The organism is Streptomyces sp. NRRL F-5135 (assembly GCF_000719775.1).
In the GTDB taxonomy this organism is placed as follows: Bacteria; Actinomycetota; Actinomycetes; order Streptomycetales; family Streptomycetaceae; genus Streptomyces; species Streptomyces hebeiensis.
This window is the reverse complement of the sequence record NZ_JOHR01000018.1, coordinates 36,834-57,344: the sequence shown is the minus strand read 5'-3', so window position 1 is coordinate 57,344 and position 20,511 is coordinate 36,834. Positions and strand designations below refer to the sequence as shown.

General features: G+C 73.1%; 18 protein-coding genes and 1 tRNA gene. 9 read left to right on the top strand and 10 right to left on the bottom strand.

Annotated features, from left to right (window positions below; translation table 11 throughout):
- The first annotated feature begins 149 nt into the window (after positions 1-149).
- Positions 150-773: a GTP-binding protein gene (locus IG02_RS0128095; protein ID WP_030754027.1), complete on the top strand. Its 624-nt coding sequence runs from the start codon at positions 150-152 to the stop codon at positions 771-773.
- Positions 774-925: 152 nt separating this feature from the next.
- Here the strand turns inward: IG02_RS0128095 and IG02_RS0128090 are convergent, their stop codons facing one another.
- The 8 genes from IG02_RS0128090 to IG02_RS43975 form a co-directional block, all read right to left on the bottom strand.
- A complete protein-coding gene (locus IG02_RS0128090) occupies positions 926-2,377 on the bottom strand; it encodes a C40 family peptidase (protein WP_030754024.1) in 1,452 nt (483 codons plus the stop codon).
- Positions 2,378-2,506: 129 nt separating this feature from the next.
- Positions 2,507-2,857: a hypothetical protein gene (locus IG02_RS0128085; RefSeq protein ID WP_051765827.1), complete on the bottom strand. Its 351-nt coding sequence runs from the start codon at positions 2,855-2,857 to the stop codon at positions 2,507-2,509.
- Positions 2,858-2,930: 73 nt separating this feature from the next.
- Complete coding sequence (locus IG02_RS0128080) at positions 2,931-3,881, bottom strand: AurF N-oxygenase family protein (protein WP_030754019.1); 951 nt, start codon at positions 3,879-3,881, stop codon at positions 2,931-2,933.
- A gap of 222 nt (positions 3,882-4,103) precedes the next feature.
- Complete coding sequence (locus tag IG02_RS0128075; RefSeq protein WP_037804484.1) at positions 4,104-5,339, bottom strand: amidase family protein; 1,236 nt, start codon at positions 5,337-5,339, stop codon at positions 4,104-4,106.
- 50 nt (positions 5,340-5,389) lie between these two features.
- Entirely contained in the window at positions 5,390-5,548 is a 159-nt protein-coding gene (locus tag IG02_RS41790) for a hypothetical protein (protein ID WP_158712389.1), read from the bottom strand.
- Positions 5,545-7,257 carry an FtsW/RodA/SpoVE family cell cycle protein gene (locus IG02_RS0128065; protein ID WP_078854894.1) on the bottom strand — a complete coding sequence of 571 codons (1,713 nt, stop codon included), beginning with the start codon at positions 7,255-7,257 and terminating at the stop codon, positions 5,545-5,547. The genes IG02_RS41790 and IG02_RS0128065 overlap by 4 nt, the downstream gene beginning before the upstream one ends.
- 38 nt (positions 7,258-7,295) lie before the next feature.
- On the bottom strand, positions 7,296-8,870 hold the full coding sequence (locus tag IG02_RS43140) for a sensor histidine kinase (RefSeq protein ID WP_078854893.1): 1,575 nt from the start codon (positions 8,868-8,870) through the stop codon (positions 7,296-7,298).
- Positions 8,870-10,723, bottom strand: coding sequence for a hypothetical protein (locus IG02_RS43975; RefSeq protein WP_420707798.1), 1,854 nt, complete (start codon positions 10,721-10,723; stop codon positions 8,870-8,872). The genes IG02_RS43140 and IG02_RS43975 overlap by 1 nt, the downstream gene beginning before the upstream one ends.
- Positions 10,724-10,932: 209 nt before the next feature.
- Between IG02_RS43975 and IG02_RS0128045 the strand changes: the two genes are divergently transcribed.
- On the top strand, positions 10,933-11,916 hold the full coding sequence (locus tag IG02_RS0128045; RefSeq protein ID WP_030754008.1) for a nuclease-related domain-containing protein: 984 nt from the start codon (positions 10,933-10,935) through the stop codon (positions 11,914-11,916).
- 91 nt (positions 11,917-12,007) lie between these two features.
- On the opposite strand, the gene ligD is transcribed toward IG02_RS0128045, so the two are convergent.
- Positions 12,008-12,901 carry a non-homologous end-joining DNA ligase gene (gene ligD / locus IG02_RS0128040; RefSeq protein ID WP_030754006.1) on the bottom strand — a complete coding sequence of 298 codons (894 nt, stop codon included), beginning with the start codon at positions 12,899-12,901 and terminating at the stop codon, positions 12,008-12,010.
- Positions 12,902-12,942: 41 nt separating this feature from the next.
- On the opposite strand from ligD, the gene IG02_RS0128035 reads away from it, so the two are divergent.
- Both IG02_RS0128035 and IG02_RS0128030 read left to right on the top strand, forming a co-directional pair.
- On the top strand, positions 12,943-13,905 hold the full coding sequence (locus IG02_RS0128035) for a Ku protein (protein WP_030754003.1): 963 nt from the start codon (positions 12,943-12,945) through the stop codon (positions 13,903-13,905).
- 269 nt (positions 13,906-14,174) lie between these two features.
- A tRNA-Arg gene (locus tag IG02_RS0128030) sits at positions 14,175-14,246 on the top strand.
- Between the two features lie 161 nt (positions 14,247-14,407).
- Here IG02_RS0128030 and IG02_RS41785 read toward each other — a convergent pair.
- On the bottom strand, positions 14,408-14,554 hold the full coding sequence (locus IG02_RS41785) for a hypothetical protein (protein WP_158712388.1): 147 nt from the start codon (positions 14,552-14,554) through the stop codon (positions 14,408-14,410).
- Positions 14,555-14,642: 88 nt separating this feature from the next.
- On the opposite strand from IG02_RS41785, the gene IG02_RS0128020 reads away from it, so the two are divergent.
- From IG02_RS0128020 to IG02_RS0128000, 5 genes are all read left to right on the top strand, one after another.
- Complete coding sequence (locus IG02_RS0128020) at positions 14,643-14,906, top strand: hypothetical protein (protein ID WP_030754001.1); 264 nt, start codon at positions 14,643-14,645, stop codon at positions 14,904-14,906.
- Positions 14,903-15,316: a type II toxin-antitoxin system VapC family toxin gene (locus IG02_RS0128015; RefSeq protein WP_030753998.1), complete on the top strand. Its 414-nt coding sequence runs from the start codon at positions 14,903-14,905 to the stop codon at positions 15,314-15,316. The genes IG02_RS0128020 and IG02_RS0128015 overlap by 4 nt, the downstream gene beginning before the upstream one ends.
- 161 nt (positions 15,317-15,477) lie before the next feature.
- Positions 15,478-16,101: a TetR/AcrR family transcriptional regulator gene (locus IG02_RS0128010; protein WP_030753995.1), complete on the top strand. Its 624-nt coding sequence runs from the start codon at positions 15,478-15,480 to the stop codon at positions 16,099-16,101.
- Between the two features lie 623 nt (positions 16,102-16,724).
- Positions 16,725-18,743, top strand: a complete 2,019-nt coding sequence (locus IG02_RS0128005) for a flavin-containing monooxygenase (RefSeq protein ID WP_078854892.1) — start codon at positions 16,725-16,727, stop codon at positions 18,741-18,743.
- Entirely contained in the window at positions 18,740-20,404 is a 1,665-nt protein-coding gene (locus tag IG02_RS0128000; RefSeq protein ID WP_030753989.1) for a hypothetical protein, read from the top strand. Before IG02_RS0128005 ends, IG02_RS0128000 begins: the two co-directional genes overlap by 4 nt.
- The last annotated feature ends 107 nt before the right edge of the window (positions 20,405-20,511 follow it).

Sequence of the window (20,511 nt, the reverse complement as noted above, 5' to 3'; positions counted from 1 at the left end):
TCACAGATGTCTCTCGTGTGTCCGGTGCGTCGGGCTTCTCGGCCGCGACCGCAGCCGCCGGGCCGGGGATCGCGCGCGAGAGAGCACGCGACGGGAGCAAACGCGGGGCAGGTGGCCGGGCTGCGCCTTACCTCCCCCCTGCCACCGGTCTGGCCGTCGCGCCCGTACCGGGGGACGAGCCGGACGAGTCGCTCAGGCCCTGGCAGAAGGACCGCAGCCGCGCGCCGATCGCTACCAAGATCGTGATCGCGGGTGGCTTCGGCGTCGGCAAGACCACCTTCGTCGGCGCGGTCTCGGAGATACCCCCGCTCAAGACCGAGGCGCTGATGACCCAGGCGAGCGCCGCGACCGACGATCTCAGCGCCACGCCCGACAAGACCACCACGACCGTGGCCATGGACTACGGCCGGATCACGCTGGACGACGACCTCGTCCTGTACCTGTTCGGTACGCCGGGCCAGCAGCGCTTCTGGTTCATGTGGGACGACCTCGTGCGCGGCGCGATCGGCGCGATCGTGCTGGCGGACACGCGGAGGCTGTCGGACTGCTTCCCGGCGCTCGACTACTTCGAGAGCTGTGGGCTGCCGTACGTCGTCGCCGTCAACCGGTTCGACGGGACCGAGGAGTTCGACCCCGCCGACGTCCGCGACGCGCTCTCGGTCCCGGAGAGCGTCCCCGTACTGATCATGGACGCGCGGCGCCGGATCGCCGCCGTCGAGACGCTGCTGGCGGTGGTGAGGCACGCCCTGGAGGTCTCCAAGCGGACGGGATAGCCACCGGATGGTCACCGAGTGATCCCGGCGAGGTTTCGCGGGCCCCCGGGCGGTCCCCGCCGACCTGGGTCCGGCGACCTGGGCCCGGTCACCTGGGTCCGGTCACATGGGCCCGGTCACATGGGCCCGGTCACCTCGTGAGGGGAGGCGCGCTACGGCGCGGTCGCGTCTCCGTAGCCCGTGTCCGCCCCGTCCGTGGCGCCCGCGGGCAGCGCCGGCGGCCGGTACCCGGCGGGATCCAGCGACTCCGCCCGCGGGTCCGGGCGTACGGCACCGAGCAGCGGGTTCGCCGCGATGGGCGAGACCTTGACCCGGGTGCCGGGTCGGGGGGCCTGGATCACCATGCCCTCGCCCAGGTAGATCGCGATGTGCGTGGCCTTCTCGAAGTAGACGACGAGATCGCCCGGCCGCAGCTCGCGCAGCGGGATCCGGCGCAGTTGGCGCCACTGCTCCTGGCTGGTACGGGGGATGGTGAGCCCGGCGTACGCCCACGACTGCATGGTCAGGCCCGAGCAGTCGAAGGTGTCAGGGCCCTCGGCCCCCCATTCGTACGGCTTGCCGATCTGCCGGACGGCGTAGCGCAGCGCGAGGTCACCGTAGCGGGAGGGGGTACGGACCCCCTCGCCGGAACCACCGGACTGGCCGTCGCTCCGTACGCCGGCCCCCGGGGATCCACCGGCACCTCGGACTCCGGAGGAGGGGACGGGGAGGTCGCCGAGGGCGCCGGACTCGAGCAGGTCACGTTGGGCCTGGTCCGTGCCGGCCCGCTCCAGTTCGGCGAGGGCCGCGATCTCCTCGCGGCTGAGCGAGGCGAGCAGCTTCTCGACCGCGCGCAGCCGCGCCCGGACGGTGTCGCGCTGCTTGCGCTGTTTCGTGGCGAGCGAGCGCTGGGTGGCGAGCGCCGCACGGGAGGCGGCGGCAAGGGCGTCCGCGCGTTTCTCGCCGCCCGCGAGCCGGGCCAGGGTGCCCGCCCTGCCCCGGGCCGCGTGCTCCAGCAGGTAGTTCTCGTCCAGGGCGCGCTGCGGGTCGCGGGCGAACAGCAGCCGCAGGTAACCGGAGAGCTCGGTCCGCCCCTGGTACTGCTCCCGGGCCAGCCGGCCGGCGTCCACCCGGCTGAGCGCGAGCGCGCTCCTGGCCTTGGTGAGGTCGGCCGTGAGCCGCGCGACCTCGGCGCGCTGCCGCTTCAGCCGGGCCTCGGTGGCGTTGTACGCCTCGGTGGCCTCCTCGGCCTCGCGGTAGAGCCGCTGGAGCCGCATCAGCATGCCCGCGACGGTGGTGGGCGCGAACGGAGTGCCGGGGGGACCGGCGGCCGATGGACCGGCGGTCCCCGACGGCGGACCGGGCGTCGGGGGACTGGACGACGGCGGACCGGCCGCCGAGGGAACGGATGCCGAGGCCGAAGGCGTCCCCGGCGCGGACGTCGTGAGCGTGGGCGCGGGCGCCGGGCGGGCGCCGGGCAGGAGCACCGCGTACGGAGTCGTGTGGGCCGTCGCGTGGGCCGTCGCGTGCGCGGTGGCACGCGAGGCGGACGGCACCGCGGTGAGGACCGTCGCGGTGGCCAGGGCCGCCCCCGTACAGGCGGTCCACAGCACCCTTCCTGACATGCCATCGCCTCCGCTGGTGGGCCGGACCGGAGGGTCCAGTCCTAGGCGATGGCGCGGTGATCGATGGTAGGACGAGCTGATGAGCGGTGAATCGGTCCGGCGTCGTCACCCGGTCGGACCGCTGTCGGGTCAGTTGTCGGGCCGGCCGTCCGGTCGGCTGTCCGGTCGGCTGTCCAGGCCGCTGTCCGGCTTGCTCTCCGTTTCGCCGGTCCGGCCGTCCGGCTTCGACCAGGGCCACTTCAGCGCGCGGCGCTCACGGCCCTCGGCGACGTACTCGTACTTCCAGCCGCGCTGGATACCGAGGCGCTTGCTGTATCCGGCCGGCTCGCGCCGGTAGGCGTGGACGGTGGGCGGCCCGCCGTGGGGATCGGGCACCGGGATCTCGTACCACTTGGGCGGGTTCCCGGTCGGCCCGGTCAGGACGGGCAGGACGCGCCCGTCCATCGGTCCCCCGACGAAGGGGGTGTTCTCGCTTCTCACACTCCCCAGTCTCGGTCATGACCGCCGGGGACCGAGGGGCGCGGGGCGCGGGCGGAACGGGCCCGGTCGTGACTCAGGCCAGCAGCCCCGAGGACTTCCACAGTGCCCGCCCGGCTCCGCGCAACACCCCGATGTCGTCCAGGAAGTCCGTGAGCCGCCGCGCGCCCGACCGCATCACCTCCCGGCGGTGGCCGCTCGCCCGTACCTGGGCGACGGCCTCCTCGCGCCGCAGGCCGACGTTCTCGTACACCGCCGGGTTGATGAAACAGAGCGAGAACACCCGCGCCGTCTGACCGCAGGTGACGCGGGTCAACTCCCTTTCCCAGCGCGGGGCCGTGACCATCTGCCGCCGCAACTCCTCCCGCGCGTACCGGACATGGCGGGCCTCCTCGACGACATGGATTCGCGTGACGCCACGGATCAGGGGCTGTACGCGCTCGTCGGGGAAGGTGAGCCGTTGCATCCAGTCGAGGATCTCCTCGCCGAGCAGGGTGGCGGCGAACGAACCGGGTGTGGTGGAGACGGTCTTCATGACGCGCGCCATGTCGTGGTAACGCCGGGGTACGGGGTACGCCGGCGTACCGTTCCTCCCGATCAGCCGCGCGAACATCATCGAGTGGCGGCACTCGTCCGCTATCTCGGTCAGCGCGTAGCGGACGTGGTTGCTGGTCACGGATTTGTCGTAGATGTGTCGGACCAGCAGCTGCATCAGGATGATCTCGAACCAGATGCCGAGCGAAGCCAGTGACGCGGCCTCGTGCCGTGCCAGGTCCATCCGTTGCTCCTCCGGCATCCTTCCCCACAGGGGCGTGTCGTAGAGGGAGACCAGCTCCGGGGGCCAGAACCATTTGCCGTCCTCGGCCGGTGCGTCCCAGTCGAGTTCCCGGTCGGGGTCGAAGGAGTGCTTGGCGGACGCTTCGAGCAACCGCGCGGCGACTTGTTCACGCTCGCGGAGCGGCCCGAGCGCGTCGTGGAGAACCTGGGCGTCGCCTCCGGTCGCGGACGCGGTGGTGGTGGTCGACATGGCTGAGCACCCCTCACGGCTGTACGGTTACCGGTGGTTACATGGCGGCTTCCTGTTATGAGACAGCTTGTCAGCAAGGCCGTCAATCCCCTGAGCGAAGCCGCGAAGCCCGGGAGCCGAAGAGGTGGGGAGCCGGGGAGCCCCGGAGCCGAAGAGGTGGGAGCCGGGGAGCCGGGGTGTTCAAGAGCCGGGACTTCCGGCTCCGCCGGGTCGCCTATTCCGTCAGGTCCGCCCGGTGGGTCGTGCCGCCGCCAGGCCGGCTTCGACCGCGAGAGCCATGTCCAGCAGCGCGACGTCCGTGCCCCGCTGCGTCACGAGCTGGAGCCCGACCGGACAGCCGTCCGCCGTGAAGCCGGCCGGGATGCTCGCCGCGGGCTGGCCGCTCACATTGAACGCCCAGGTCAGGGCGGTGGAGTAGCGCTCGCCCGGGCCCTCGTGGCCATGCGGGCGGTTCGGGGTGACCGGAGTGAGCAGCAGTGGCGTACGGGTGAACAGTACGTCGAGGCGCCGGTCGTTCTCCGTCCGTACGTCCTCCGCCGCGGCCCTGGCCGCCGCGTCGCCCCCGCCCCGCAGGGTCAGCCACGCCTCGCGGGGATCGAGCAGTGTGAACGGGCGCGGTGTCGCCCCCGGCCGTTCCAGCCGTACCACCCCGGCCTCCTCGAGCCGGGCCACGGCCGCCCGGACCACCGCCACGACGTCCTCGTCCGGCGCCGCGAAGCCCAGATCGGGGGAGAAGACGGCGGGTATGGGGAGCCGCCCCTGCGGCGGCGTCAGCACGTCAGCCGCCGATGCCCGTGCCGCCGATGCCGCCGCCGACCCCGTGGTCATGGGCGCGATGCTCGTCCCCGACGCGTCAGAGGCGCCGTCCGGGCCGAGCACACACCGCAGATACGCGCGCGCGTCCGTCACCGTCCGGGCCAGGACCCCGGCCGCGGCCAGGCCGGTACGGTCCGGGGACGGCAGCAGCCCGTTGGTCGTCTTCAGGCCGAACACCCCGCACCAGGCCGCCGGTATCCGTACCGACCCCGCCCCGTCGCTCCCCGTCGCCAGCGGCACCATGTCCGCCGCCACCGCGACGGCCGACCCCGCCGAGGACCCGCCGGGCGTCCGGTCGGCGCGGTACGGGTTGACCGTACGGCCGTGGCGGCCCTGCCCCCAGGTCTGCCAGTACGTGCCCGGCCCGGGTACCGCCGTCGAGCCCACCGGTACCGCACCGGCCGCCATCAGCCGCCCCGCCGCGTACGAGCGGATGCCGGACGGTCCCTTCACAGCGAACGGCAACCCGGCGAGAGGCAGTTCGCCGTCCACCGTCCGCGCGTGTTCGGGTGTGCGCGCGCGTGCCACTGCCCGGGTCCGCGCACGCGCCCGGTCCCCCCACACCTCGATGAAGGCGCACAGCCGCGGATCGAGCCGCTCGATCCGTGCGAGTGCCCGCTCCACGTCGTCCGTCGCTGCCACGGGCCGCCCCCTTCGTGTCGTCACGCCATGACGTGGCCCCTCAGTGCCCCTCAGTCTCGCCGCTCCGCCGCCGGGAGGGTGGACCGTCGGTTGGCGGGGTTCTCGTCGAGGGAGTCGGCCTGGAGGACCTGGACGCGGAGGGCGTTGAGGAGGAGGGCGACGAGGAGGACGAAGCAGAAGAGGGACACGTGCCGGATGTGACGGGTCATCGGCGGTCCTCGGATCGGTCCACGGGCTGGTCGTCGGTCCTGTCGTTCGTGGCTCCGGGCGGATCCGGCGTGGCTCCGGGCGGATCCGGCGTGGCTCCGGGCGGATCCGGCGTGGGTCCGGGCGGATTCGGCATGGGGTCGAGCGGGTCCGGAGTGGGGTCAGGGGGATCCGGCGGGGGACCGGGCGGGCCCGGCACGGGATCGGTGGGCCCGGGCGTGGGCCCGTGCGCAGGGCCGGGAGTGCGGCCGGGAGCGGGGTCGGGAGCGGGGTCCGGCGGTCTTCGGTCCGGACCGGCGGGAGCGATGACGCCGGGGGCCACGGCCCCCGGGTGCGGGCCACGGGCCGACGCGCTGAGCCGGACGAGCAGCGCCACCATGATCCAGTTCGTGACGACGGACGAACCGCCCTGCGCCAGAAAGGGCATCGCCATTCCCGTGAGCGGGATCAGCCCCGTCACCCCGCCCGCGATGACGAAGACCTGCACGGCCAGGATCGACGCCAGCCCCACCGCGAGCAGCCGCCCGAAGGGGTCGCGCAGGGCGAGGCCCGTCCGCAGGCCCCGCGCGACCAGCAGCGCGTACAGCAGCAGGATGGCCGTCAGGCCCACCAGCCCCAGCTCCTCACCGGCCGTGGCCAGGATGAAGTCCGACTTGGCGGCGAAGCCGATCAGGATGGACCGCCCCCGGCCCAGACCCGTGCCGGACAGGCCGCCGGCGGCGAACGCGAACAGGGACTGGGCGAGCTGCCCCGGGCCGTGCCCCGCCTCGATGGACGCGAAGGGGTGCAGCCAGTCCTCCACGCGCCGGTGGACGTGCGGCTCCAGCGAACCGGCGACGAACGCGCCCACCGCGGCGAGCAGCAGCCCGACGGCGAGCCATCCCCTGCGCCCGGTCGCCACGTACAGGAGGATCACGAACAGGCCGAAGAAGAGCAGCGAGGTCCCCAGATCCCGTTCCAGGACCAGGACGACGACGCTGATCACCCAGATCGCCACCAGTGGTCCGAGAACGCGGCCGGTCGGCAGCCCGCCGGGCCGGACCGCCCGGCCGAGCCTCCGGACCGGGTGTCCCCGACCTCGCCCCTGCCTCCGGACCGTACGGCCGCCGAACGTGAGGGCGTCGCGGTTGGCGGCGAGGTACGCGGCGAAGAAGACCGCCAGCAGGATCTTGGCGAACTCCCCGGGCTGGAAGGAGAAACCGCCGAACCTGATCCAGATCTTGGCCCCGTTCACGGCGGGGAAGAAGATCGGCACGATCAGCAGCACCAGGGCGGTGACGACCGAGAGGTACGCGTACCGCCGCAGCACGCGGTGGTCCCGCAGCAGCACGACGACGGCGATGAACAGCCCGACGCCGAGCGTCGACCACACGAGCTGCGCCGGTGCCGCCCGGTCGTCCGGGGTCTCCAGGTCGAGCCGGTAGATCAGGACGAGGCCCAGGCCGTTGAGGAGGACCGCGATGGGCAGCAGCAGCGGATCGGCGTACGGGGCGCGCAGCCGGACGGCGAGGTGGGCGAGGAGCGCGAGCAGGCCGAGCCCGGCTCCGTGGCGGGCGGTGTCCGGCGGCACGGTGCCGGAGTGGCCGAGGCCGACACCGACGTAACCGAAGACGGAGAGAAGGACGGCGCAGATGAGGAGCGACAGCTCGACGCCCCGGCGCTGGGGGAGGCGTAGCACGGGCCGGGAAGGGTCCGCCGTCGGTGCGGTCATGCGGGGAAGGTAACAAGGCGGGGCGCCATCGGGGCGCTTTATGTGTGCAAATGTGTGTTGATATGTGCGGCCACGGTCTTTTCATCGGCGTGGTGCTCGTCATCGGCGCCGTGAGTGCTGTGAGTGCTGTGAGCGCTGTGGGTGTCGTGGGTGCTGTGGGTGTCGTGAGTGCCGTGCGGCGAGGGTGACGTGGGTGGCTCATGGAGCGCACGGAGCCCGGAACCCCCGTCCGTGTCCATGTCTTCTCCACCGCCCGGGAGTGTGACCCGGGCGAGCGCGCCGCCGTCCGGGGCGTTGCTGAACACCAGCTCGGCGCCGATCACCGCCGACTGCCCGACGGCGATGGTCAGTCCCAGCCCGTGCCCCTTGCCGCCGCCCTCGGTGCGGAACCGCTGGGGGCCGTGTTCCAGCAGGTACGCCGGGTATCCCGGGCCGTGGTCGCGCACGGTCACGGTCGGCCCGTCCACGGTCAGTACGACGGGCGGGCGGCCGTGCCGGTGGGCGTTGGCGACCAGATTGCCGAGCACCCGCTCCAGCCGCCGCCGGTCGGTCTCGACGCAGGCGTCCCGGACGACGCGCAGTTCGAAGTGCGAGCCTGACGCCACGCCCGGCCCCTGCGCACCCGGCGTCGGCATACCCGGCCTTGGCACGTCCGGGACCGGGCGTGCGGCTGCCGGAGCTGCCGGCCGCGGGTCGGTTCCGGACCGGGGCGGCGCGTACGAGGCGCGGGCGGCGCGCACGACTCCCTCGGCCAGGGGCGCGAGCGCGTGGACGGCCAGATCGACCTGTTCCGTACGCGCGTCCAGCCGGGAGATCTCCAGCAGATCCTCCGTCAGCGTCCGCATGGCCCGCACCCGGTCCCGTACCAGCTCGGCCGGCCGGCCCTCCGGCAGCAGCTCGGCGGCCGCGGACAGTCCGGTCAGCGGGGTACGGAGCTCATGCGCCACATCGGCGGTGAAGCGCTGCTCGCTCAGCAGCTTGCCCTGGAGCGTGGAAGCCATCGTGTCGAGCGCCCCGGAGACGGTGGCGACCTCGTCCTGGGGGCGCGACGGCACTCTCGTACGAGGGTCGTTGACGCGTGCGTCCAGATCTCCCGCGCTGATCCGCCGGGCCACCTGGGCGGTGAGGTGCAGCCGTCGCGTCACCCGGGTGACCGCGCACGCCCCGACGAGGAGTGTGGCGACGGTGGCGAGCACCGACGAGCCGATGATCGAGCGGTCCAGGTTGGTGATGGTGGCCTGGCTGAGGGTGTAGTCGACCCGCGCGACCAGCGCCCGCCCGTCGGCGGGCCCGGCGGCCCACATCGTCGGCCTGCCGTGGAAGTCGGCGACCATCGTGCCGCGCCGCCCGCGGACGGCGAGCGCGCGCAGCCGCTCGGGCAGACCGGGCGCGTCCACGGCGGCGAACCGGGGGAGCGGCCGGCCCGCCTCGTACGCCCGGGCGACGGCGTCCAGCCGGGACAGCGCCTTCTCGCGCGCCGAACTGACGGTCTGACGGGTCACGGACACATGGACGAGCACGCCGAGCAGGGCGGCGAGGGCACAGCACATGACGGTGATGAAGACGGCCGCCTTCCACGTGAGGGTCGCGGTCCAGGCGGGCAGACGGGGCATCACGACGGACTCGCCACGGCTGGGGCCACGGCCACGGCGGTGGAGGCGGCTGTGGTGGTGGAGGCGGCTACGGCGGTGGAGGCGGTGCCGATCGAGGGGGCCGGTGCGGCGCCGGGCGCGTGGCAGCCGACGGATCCGTGAGATCCGGGAGATTTCGAGGCCCCCGGAGCCCCTGGAGCCCCTGGAGCCCCTGGAGACCTCGGAGACCCTGGAGGTCCTGACGAGCGAGGACAGCCGGGGGCGCGTGGGTTCGGCGTACGGACGTGCGTACGGGGGCCAGTCGGGGACGCGACGCCGTGCGGCACGGCGGACGGCCTGTTCGCGGTGCCCGGTGGCCCCGTCTTCGGCTCGGCGGGGCGGACGACGGTGGTATGCGCGGCGGATGTCACCGCGGCGGTGGCGAGTGCCGGCACCGCACCCGACGCTGAGGCACCCGAGGCTGCACCCGAAGACGAGGCACCCGACGCTGAGACGCTCGTCGACGAGGCGAGCGCGGGCACGGCACCGGCCGATGACCTGCCCGCCGACAACGTGCCCGTCGACAACGTGCCCGCCGACGACATGCCTGGCGTTGACGTGCCCGCCGATGACGTGCCCGCTGATGACGTTCCTGCCGACGACGTGCCGGCCGATACGCCGTCGGTCGGCGACGTATCGGCGGGCACGTCCGTGTCCGACGCGACGGCCGGCGGCGTCCCCGCCGAGGAAGTGAACGTGGCACGGGCGGCTCCGCGCGCCCACGGCCACGGTGGGACATCGCTCGCGCCAGGAGTGCCGCTCGTGGCCGTGGGGCCCGCGGGACGGGCGGTGTGCGCGGGGGACGTGGGATACGCCGTACCCGCCGGCGCGCCGGTGGCCGACGCGGGGCGGGGCACGGACCCGGGCGGGGCGGCGGTCCTGGCGGGGACGATCTCGTCCCGGGCGGGCAGCATCACCCCTTGCCGGGAGTCCCAGCTCCAGGCCGTCCGGTACTCGTACCCGGGGATCCCCGCCGAGACGACCCGCACGATCAGGTCCCGGTCGGCCAGTTCGACCCCGACGACCTGGTCGGAGGTGGACATGATCCGGGTCAGTCCGTCGTTCTCGGCGCGGTAGCAGCGGACGGTCAACTGCTGGGCGGGCATGGCGATGCCGACGATCAGTTCGTCCCGGCCGTCACCGGTCAGGTCGTGGTGGTACGCGCGCAGGACCGGACAGCCCGCCTCGCCGCGGCCGGAGACCTCCGGCATGGCGGGCGCGGCCGGCGCGGCCGGCGTCGCGGTGCCCCGGCCGGCCCCGGAGCCCTCGCCCCTCGGCGGACGCTTGATGTCCGCCGGATCCTTGACGTCTCGCGCGCCCCGCGCGTCTGCCGGGGCCTTCGCGTGCGCCGACGCCGTCGGGCCTTCGGGGCGTGTGGGGCCCTTGGAGTCGGCCGGGCCTTTCGCGTCCGCCGGGTCCTTGGCGTCGGCCGGGCCTCGCCCGCCTCCCGGGCCCTTCGCGCCTTCCGCGCCTTCCGGGCCCCGGCACTCGGTGAGCCGTGCGACGACGCCCTGCGGCAGCCCTCCGGGCCCCGCGGCCTCGTTCGGACGGGCGGCCGCCTCGGCCCGCAGGACGGCGACCGGGTTCAGCTCGTGGATGTCCCCGGGGGCCACCTTGATGCCGGGGACCCGGACCGTATCGCCCTCCCCGAAGTCGAGGGGAGGCGCGGAGATGACCGGCAGCCCCGGCCACAGCCGCACCGGGCCGATGGCGGTCGGCGTGGGACCGGCGCTCTTGAGCCCGCTCTCGTCGCCACAGGCGGACAGGACCAGGGACAACGCGGCGGTGGTGGCCGCCGCCAGGACGGGGCCGACGGCGGCACGGCGAGAGGTCACGGCGCTCCTGGGACGGTCGGTCGTTCCCTCACCTTATGGGCCCGAACGCCGCTTTCCCGGCGTTGGCCGCCTCCGGCCAGGGAAGCCGTGACCCGGTCGTATGAGTGTTCGTTGCTACCCGCGCGTATTCCTGGTCGTTCCTGGGCTTTCGTGTATTGCCCGCGGAATGGGCGCCTGTTCCCATGGTCATGAGGATGGTGAGGTGTGCGATGACCCGATTACGCGTCACGCCGGTGCGCAGCCGTGGCCGGGACCGCCTGTACGTGAGTCTGCCGAACGGCACGACCGTCGCCTGGTACGACGCGGAACCGGCCGCCGACGGCCTCGGGCCCGGCGCGGGCGGGCGGAGCGGCCGGGTGAGCGTGCTCCCGGGAACGGACACCGAGGCCGTGCTGGCCGCGCTGGCGCCGTACCTCACCGGTGACGTGGCCGTCGGACCACCTCCCGTGCCGACACCGGCCGAACTCGACCGGCTGTCCCTCCACCCCGACGACGACCTGGCACCCAACCGCCCGGGCGAGGCACTGCACGGGGAGCCGGAGGCGGAGGAGGTGAGGGAGTCGGGTGAGGCGACCGGCCGGTGGCCGCACGGGGGCGGGCCGCGCCTCGGCTTCCCGTTCGGCTTCCCGTTCGGCTTCCGGTTCGGCCGGGGTGTCGACCGGCGCGTGGAGGACCTGCGCGCCCAGCAGATCGTGGGCGGACACCTGGACCGGCTCGAAGACGCGGGCTGGCGGATCCTGCACTCCGTGCCGTTGCCGGGCGCGGCCCGTATCGACCACGTGGCGATCGGGCCGGCGGGGGTCCTGGCCGTAAGGACCCTGGCCGCGCGCGACCGGCGGGTACGGATCTCCGACCCCATGGTCCGTACGGGCCGGGCCGCCGCCGAGCCCCACCTGCGCTGGGCCCGCCGCGAGGCGGAGCGCGCCTCACACGCCCTGGCGGCGGCGGTGGCACCGGCGCTGGCCGTGGTCGGGGCGGCGGGACCCGTCGTACGGGAGCGGCCGGGAGAGCCGGAGGCGGACGGGGGCGCGGGGACGGCCGAGGACGCGCGGACGACCGCGCGCCAGGACGTACGGATCATGACAGACGACGAGATCCCGGCGTTGGCGGCCCTCGGCGGCGTGCTGAAACCGGCGGACATCGAGGCCCTGTACGCGAGGGCGAGGGACCGCCGTACGTGGCTGCGCGTGTAAGGGGACGGGCAGGAGCGTCCGACCGTCGAATCGGCACCGGGCGGCGGATCAGGGGGCGTCGAGGGGCAGCGGGCCGGGGGGCCGGCGGGTGTCAGGGCAGTCGGCCGGTGTGCTCGGGGTCGAGCAGCGGGGCGAGGAGGTCGCCGTACCGTTCCAGCCGCTCGCCCATGGATTCCATGCGGAACGCCAGCCGCGCCGCGTCCGCGGACCCCGCGCAGTCCCCGACCTCGGCCCAGGAGACGGGCGCGGAGACCGTGGGCTCGGGGCGGGCCCGCAGGGTGTAGGGGGCGGCGGTCGTCTTCGCCGCGGCGTTCTGACTGTGGTCGACGAACACCTTGCCCGGCCGCAGGGAGCGCCGCATGCGGTGGACCACCAGGTCCGGCAGCGCGTTCTCGGCCTCGACGGCGAGGCTCTTCGCGTACGCGGAGACCTCGGACGAGGGGGCGGGTTCCAGCGCGGCCAGCAGGTGCAGCCCCTTGGCGCCGGAGGTCTTGGCGTGGGCCTCGATGCCGTCCTCGGCGAGCCGTTCCCGTAGCCAGAGCGCGACGGCGCACGCCTGCACGACGGTCGCGGGTGCCCCGGGGTCCAGATCGAGGACCAGCCGGTCGGCGCGGTTCGGGGCGGCGGCACGCCACTGGTGCGTATGGAACTCCACGACCAGGTTCGCCGCCCACATCAGCGTCGCCAGATCCCCGACCACGACCTGTTTGCCGCTGTCGGCGGTCTTGCGGGGGACATCGGCGATCCGCACCCAGGAAGGGGTGCCGGGCGGCGGGTTCTTGGTGAAGAACAGTTGGCCGTCGGGACCGTCCGGATAACGGAGGAAGGAGACGGGGCGGTCGGCGAGATGGGCCAGCAGGGGGTCCGCCGTACGGGCGTAGTAGTGCAGGACCTCGCCCTTGGTGGTGCCGGTGGCGGCGTAGAGGACCTTGTCCAGGTTCTTGAGCGCCAGTCGCCGCCCCTCCACCTCTGTGATCGGCGTCATACGATGAGAATCCCACGGAAAGCGGATGAAAGGGATGGGACGTGCGATCCATATGGAACGGCGCGATCTCCTTCGGGCTGGTCAGTATCCCGATCAAGCTGGTGAACGCCACGCAGAACCGTTCGATCTCCTTCCGTCAGATCCATATGGCCGACGGCGGCCGCATCCGCTACCGCAAGGTCTGCGAACTGGACGAGCAGGAAGTGCCGGCGTCGGACATCGGCAAGGGGTACGAGTACCCGGACGGGTCGATCATCCCGATCACCGAGGACGATCTGGCGGAGCTGCCGCTGCCGACGGCGAGGACGATCGAGATCGTGGCGTTCGTGCCGGCGGACACGATCGATCCGCTCCAGTTGGATGCGGCCTACTACCTCGCCGCGGGCGGCGCCCCCGCCGCCAAGCCGTACGTCCTGCTGCGCGAGGCGCTCAAGCGCAGCAAGCAGGTGGCCATCGCCAAGTTCGCGCTCCGGGGTCGGGAGCGGCTGGGGATGCTGCGGGTGGTGGACGACGTGATCGCCATGCACGGCCTGCTGTGGCCGGACGAGATCCGCGCCCCGGAAGGCGTGGCGCCGGAGGGCGACGTCACCGTGCGGGAGGCGGAACTGGACCTGGCGGACGCCTTGATGGACACTCTCGGCTCGGTCGACCTGAACTCGCTGCACGACGACTACCGGGAGGCCGTCGAGGAGATGATCGCGGCGAAGACGGAGGGCGAACCGGCCCCGAAGCGGGAACCGGCCGCGGGCGGGAAGGTGATCGACCTGATGGCGGCGCTGGAGAACAGCGTGCGCGAGGCGAAGGGCGCGCGCGGCGAACCGACGGAGCCGGCGGAGCCCGCGGAGGTGAAGCGGCTGTCGTCCCGTACCCAGCAGGCGAAGAAGACGACGCCCCGGAAGAAGGCGGCCCCGGCGAAGACGCCTGCGAAGAAGGCGACCGGGGCGAAGAAGACCGCGCCGGAGAAGAAGGCGGCATCCCCGGGCCGGAAGCGCAGACCGGCGTAGCGCGCACACGGCGGAGCGGGGGGCCGTATGCCGCGACGGCCGTTACGTCGCCCCCGGGCCGGCGAGGACCGGAGCGCCGCCCCCTTCGGCCGGCGAGAACCCTGGCGAGAACCGGGGCGCCGACCGGCGCCGAGCCGCCCCCGGCCGGCCCTTCTCCAGCCCCGTCCCGGCGCCCCCGCAGCCCACCCGGCCCCTCTGAAATACCTGTTCACGGGTACCCCGTGGAAGCTGGTAAGGTTTTCCCCGTCGCCGAGGAAAACAGACGACACGCCCCCGTAGCTCAGGGGATAGAGCAACGGCCTCCGGAGCCGTGTGCGCAGGTTCGAATCCTGCCGGGGGCACTCGCTCGGGCACCTACGGAAGTTCGTATGGGGCTGGAGTGGATGCCGATACAAGAGAGCGGGAGTCAGTATCACTGACTCCCGCTCTCTTTTGCTGTCCCTCGCTGTTCGCGGCACACGTCCGACGCGCTTTCAGGCGCGGCCTCGACAGGCGAGCCGGCTCACCGGACGACGGACACGGCCGTGAGGGCGAAGGCGGCGGCAAACACCGTCCGTATGCCGTGCGGGGTGTTCCATCGGGCCTCGAACGCCTTCCGCGCGGCCTGCTCGTCGCGGCCGTTGCGGGAACCCTCCAGCGCGTCGTTCAAGGGGGCGTTGCCGCCGTCATCCGACCTGACCCGGTCGCATAGGACCTATCGCGACCGAGCTGGGGGGATCGCGGGTAGGATGAGGGGTATGAGTGAGCCTACCGGCAAGTACTCGATCACCATGCCGCGTGACATCGCGGAAGCCGCCAAAGCCCGCGGTGGCCCTTCCGGCCTGTCCGCTTACGTTGCCGCCGCCGTAGCCCGCCAGATCGAACGGGACAACCTCAACGAGCTCATCCAGGTTGCCGAGGCGGAACACGGCCCCGTCACGGACGAGGAAGTCCAGGCCCTGCGTGACCAGCTCCACCAGGCGCGGCGCGAGGGGGCGGCGGGCGGGGCGAACGCCGCGTGACCCGCTCCACCGCCATGCCCGGCGGCACCCTCGTCCTCGACAGTGAAGGGCTGGCCAAGGCCGTGCTGCGCGACCGTACGGTCACCGGCTGGCTTGCCCTGGCCCGCGCCGACGACCTGCGCGTCATCACCTCCGCGGCGACTCTGGTGGAAGTGGTCCACCCGCGCATCAACCGCCCGGCCCTGGAGTGGACGCTCTCCCGCCTCGTCGTCGAACCGGTCACCGAGGCCGTGGCCCGTCACGCCGCCGCGCTCCTTGCCGACACAGGGACGCACGGTCACAAGTGCGCCATCGACGCCATGCTCGGAGCCACCGCCCTCGCCGCCCCCGGGCCGGTCACGATCCTCACCTCGGATCCCGAGGGTCTCACCGCTCTGTGCGGCGGACGCGTCACCGTCGTCAAGATCTGACGGTGAGTCACTACGAGGGTGGTGCGGTGCCCCGCGGGCCGTCGGACGCTCGTCACCGCTCGGGTACTTGGGACGTGCGTCCGGCGGACGGGGCGGGGGAGGCGGTCGGGGGCGGTACGCGCGCGGGGACGCGTTCGGCCAGGTGAAGTACGGTCTTACGGGTGAGCAGTCAGCGAAAGCCCCGGGGCCCGTACCGCAAGAGCGCGGAGCGGCGCGAGCAGATCCTCCAGGCTGCCTATGAGGCCGTGGACGAGCACGGGGAGCGCGCGTCCTTGCAGGACATCGCGGCCCGGGTCGGGGTGACGCAGCCGGCTCTGACGTACTACTTCCCCACGCGTGACGAACTGCTGCTCGCGGTCCTGGAGCGGCGGGACGTCGTGGGCAAGGCCCTGGCCAGTGCGGCCGGGGAGGGCGAGAGCCTGGTCAGGGCCATGGCGGCCAGTGCGAGCCTCACCACCGACCATCCCGGGGTCGCCAAGCTGTATGTCACGCTCTCGGCGGCGGCCACCGACCCGGAGAGCCCCGCGCACGCCTACTTCGCCGAGCGCTACCGCCGCCTGGCGGCCGAGGCAGAGGAGGGCGCGGCGGTGCAGCAGCGGGTCGGCGGGATCCGGGCCGACGCGCGCACCGACCATCTGTCCAGGGTGCTCATCGCGGTGCTGGACGGACTCCAGCTGCAGTGGATGCACGACCCCACGGTGGACATCGCCGCGATCGCCGAGACCTTCGCGCTGCTGCTGGTGCCTCCGGCCGACGCCGAGCCGGAGGCGAAGCCGGCCGAGTGACCGTGCGTGGAGGACGGCTCGCGCGGGAGGCGTGGGTCGTCCGGCAGGTCTCTTTTGCGTCGAAGCGTGCGTTGTGGGCAACGGGCGGCACGGGATTCTCACCCGCGGCAGCCGCCCCGTGCGGGACCCGGACGCCGCGGGCGGGCCGGCCGGCCGTCGAGTGCACCCAGGAGGCGGGGCGGTAGGTCCCTCCGGGCCTCCTCCGGGCTTCCTCCTGCCTTTCTTCGGGCCTCCTCCGGGTGCGTGTGCGCGTCCGGCGAGAAGTCCTCGTCAGCCCTCGTCTTCGCCCTCGTCCTCGTTGACAGCGCGGCTCGCCGGACGGGCTGGCCCGTAAATTTTTTAAGTGATAGATTTTAAATCCGGAAGGGTCGCCTCGGGGCGGGCTCGCCGCGAGGCCGCCGCCGCGCCGTCGGAGAGTGGGCCCGGCGCCCGGGGAACGCCCCCTTCCTACGAAGACCTGACGCAGACCTCACGAAGACCCCGAGGAGGCCCCCGGAACGGCCCCGGGCGCGAGCCCGGCACGAGCCCGGGGCGACCCCGGCCCCTCGGGCAGCCCCCCAAGAAAGCCAGGCGACCGTCCGGCGGGATCCGGACGGGAACCGGTCAGGAAGAGGACCCACGTGATGCCCGCCCCCCAGTCCGCCCCCCAGCCCTCCAGCGCCACCCCCGGCGCCACCCCCAGCACCACCGATCCGCAGGACCTCGCGCAGGACCTCGCCCAGGACCTCGGCTTCGACCCCGAAGCCCTGCGGGCCCGCTACCGCGCCGAGCGCGACCGCCGGATCCGCCCCGACGGCAACGCTCAGTACCGGGGCGAGGGAGGCGAGTTCGGCTACTATGCCGACGACCCGTACGCCGACCCCGAGTTCACCCGCGAGCCCCTGCACGACCGGGTCGAGGCGCTGGTCGTCGGCGGCGGATTCGGCGGCCTGCTCGCGGGCGCCCGGCTGCGCCAGGCGGGCGTGACGTCGATCCGCGTGATCGACAAGGGCGCGGACTTCGGCGGCACCTGGTACTGGAACCGCTACCCGGGCATCCACTGCGACATCGAGTCGTACATCTACATGCCGCTGCTGGAGGAAGTGGGCTACGTCCCGAAGTGGCGGTACGCGCCGGGCGAGGAGATCCGCCAGCACGCGCGGGCGATCGGCCGGCACTTCGGCCTCTACGACGACGCCTGCTTCCAGACCGCGGCGACCGAACTGCGCTGGGACGAGGACGCGTCGGAGTGGATCGTCTCCACCGACCGGGGCGACCGGATACGGGCGCGCTACGTGGTCGTCTCCACCGGAACGCTCAGCCAGGTCAAGCTCCCCGGCATCCCGGGGATCGAGACCTTCAAGGGGCACACGTTCCACACCAGCCGCTGGGACTACGCCTACACCGGCGGTGACGCGGACGGCGGCCTGACGGGGCTCGCCGACAAGCGGGTGGCCCTCGTCGGCACCGGCGCCACCGCCATCCAGGTCGTGCCCCACCTCGGCCGGGACGCCCAGCACCTGTACGTGTTCCAGCGCACGCCCTCCTCCGTCGACGTACGGGACAACCGGCCCACCGACCCGGAGTGGGCCGCGTCGCTCCGGCCGGGCTGGCAGCGGCACCGCATGGAGAACTTCCTCAAGGTCGTCACCGGCGTGCGGACGGACGAGGACCTGGTGAACGACGGCTGGACCAGCAGTGCCCGGCTCCAGGAGAAGATGATCCCGACGAAGGCGTACGAGCACATCCCGGCCGAGGAACGCGAACGCGCCTACGAGATCGTCGACTTCCAGAAGATGAACGAGATCCGCGCGCGCGTGGAGAGCGTCGTCGAGGACCCGGAGACGGCCGAGAAGCTCAAGCCCTGGTACCGCTACATGTGCAAGCGGCCCACGTTCAGCGACCACTACCTCCAGACCTTCAACCGTCCCAACGTCACCCTGGTCGACACGGCCGACACCCACGGTGTCGAGCGCATGACCGAGAACGGCGTCGTGGTCGGCGGCACCGAGTACGAGGTCGACTGCGTCATCTTCGCGACCGGCTTCGAGACGGGCGTCTCGGGCGTGCTGTCCGGCGGGCTCCCGGTGTACGGCCGGGGCGGCGAGAGCCTGCTGGGCTCCTGGCGGAACGGTCCGAAGACGCTCCACGGCTTCTACAGCCACGGCTTCCCCAACCTCTTCCTGCTGGGCCCGCTCCAGAACGCGGCCTCCGTGAACTTCGTGCACGTCCTGGACGAACAGGCCACCCACGTCGCCGAGGTCGTCGCCGAGGCGCGGGAGCACCGGGCCCGGTACGTCGAACCGACCCCCGAGTCCCAGGAGGACTGGGTGGCCGCGCTCCGGGAGAACGCGCCCGATCTGTACGCGTTCCACGCCGAGTGCACCCCCGGCTACTACAACAACGAGGGCAAGCCGCGGGAGAGCAACGAGAGGTACGCCGACGGGCCGGTCGTCTTCCATGAACTGCTCAGGGACTGGCGCGCGAACGGCGGCATGAACGACGTGCTGGTGACGGCCGGGACGTCCGCGGCAGCAGAGGTGTCCGAGACGACCGGGACGTCCGCGGCAGCGGAGGCGTCCGCGGCGGCCGGGTCGTCCGGGACGGCTGGGGCGCCCGGGACCGCCGTCGCGGCGAAGGCGAAGGAGGGGGAGGACGCGTGAACGCCACGTACCCCAGCCGGTTCGACGCGGCCGGGGGCCGGCCCGTGACCACCACCCCCGGGAAGGCCAGGCGGCTCAACCCGCCCAACCGGCTGTGGGGTTCGAACGGAGTCGCGTTCGGCCCCGACCGCCGGCTCTACGTCGCGGAGTTCCTCGCCGGGCGGATCAGCGCGGTCGACCCCGCCACGGGGGACGTCGAGGTGATCGTGCCCATGGACGGCCCGGTCGCGTCGCCGGACGACCTCGCCTTCGGCGCGGACGGCTCGATGTACATCGCGGACCTGGCCCCCGGCCGGGTGTGGCGCCGTACGCCGCGGGGCGACTACAGCCTCGTCTCGGACCAGGTGATCATGCCCAACGGGATCACCTGCGTCGGCGACCGGCTGTTCATCAACGAGATGCGGCCGGGCGGCCGGCTCATGGAACTCTTCCCCGACGGCGGCGACCCGAAGGTGCTCACCGAAGGGCTCGCGCTCGGCAACGCGATGCAACTCGGCCCGGACGGCCACCTGTACTACCCGCACATGATGACCGGCCAGGTCTGGCGGATCCCCCCGGACGGCGGAGTGCCCGAGGTGGTCGCCGAGGACGTGCACGAACCGGTCGCGGTCCGCTTCGACCAGGGCGGTGTCCTGCACGTCCTGTCACGGGGCGTCGAAGGCATCGTGACCCGTATCGACCTGCACGGCACCGGCTCCCGGACGCTGGTCACCAGCGGTCTGGTGGGGCTGGACAACGCGGCGTTCGACGCGGAGAACCGCATGTTCGTCTCCAGCTACGCCAGCGGCGGCATCACCGAGCTGCACGCCGACGGCCGCACCCGCGAGATCGTGCCCCGCGGCCTCGACGGGCCCTTCGGCCTGACGGTCGACCTCGGCGGCACGGTGTACGCGGCCGACCACTACCGGCTGGCGAGCCCGGCGCCGACCGACGAGGGCGAGCCGGTCACCGTCTCCGCGGCGAGCGACGAGGGCGGCATCACCTCGCGCGACCTGCGGCCCTTCGCACACGGCGTCGCCCACGCGGACGGACTCGTGCACGTCACGTCGCAGTACGGCGACGTCCACACCTACGACCCCGACCGGGGGACCACGCGGGAACGGTCGTCGGGGCTGGAACAGCCCATGGGCATCACGGTGGGGCCGGACGGCTCGCTCGTCGTCGCCGAGGCGGGCGCGGGCCGGGTCGTGGCCATCGACGGGAGCGACACCGTCACCGTGCTCGCCGACGGGCTCGGCCATCCAGTGGACGTGGCCTTCGACACCGAGGGGCGCTGCTACGTGAGCGACGACCGGCTCGGCGTGGTGCTGCGGCTCGACGGCGGCGAGGCGGTCGTCGTGGCCGAGGGGCTGGACGCCCCGCAGGGCCTGGTCGTCCGTGGCGGCGAACTGTGCACGGTGGAGGTCGGGCACCGGCGGCTGCGGGCGATCTCGCTGACCACGGGGGAGAGCCGGATCGTCGTCGAGGGCCTGCCGGTCGGTCCGCCACCAGGGCTCCGGAGTGCTGGGGACGGGCGTGCCGGGACCGGGCGTGCCGGGACCGGTTCGGTCCTCGTCGTCCCCGACCCGCCCCTCCCGTTCGCCGGACTCGCGCTCGCCCCGGACGGTTCCCTGCTCGTCTCCGGCAACGGCGAGGGCAGCGTCTGGCAGGTGGAGGCGTGAGCGGGGTCGGCCCCACCGCCCTCCGACAGCTCGAGCGACAGCCCGGACATCCCGGGCATCCCGGTCATCCGCGCTCCGGCACGGATGACCGACGTACACCCCAGGCA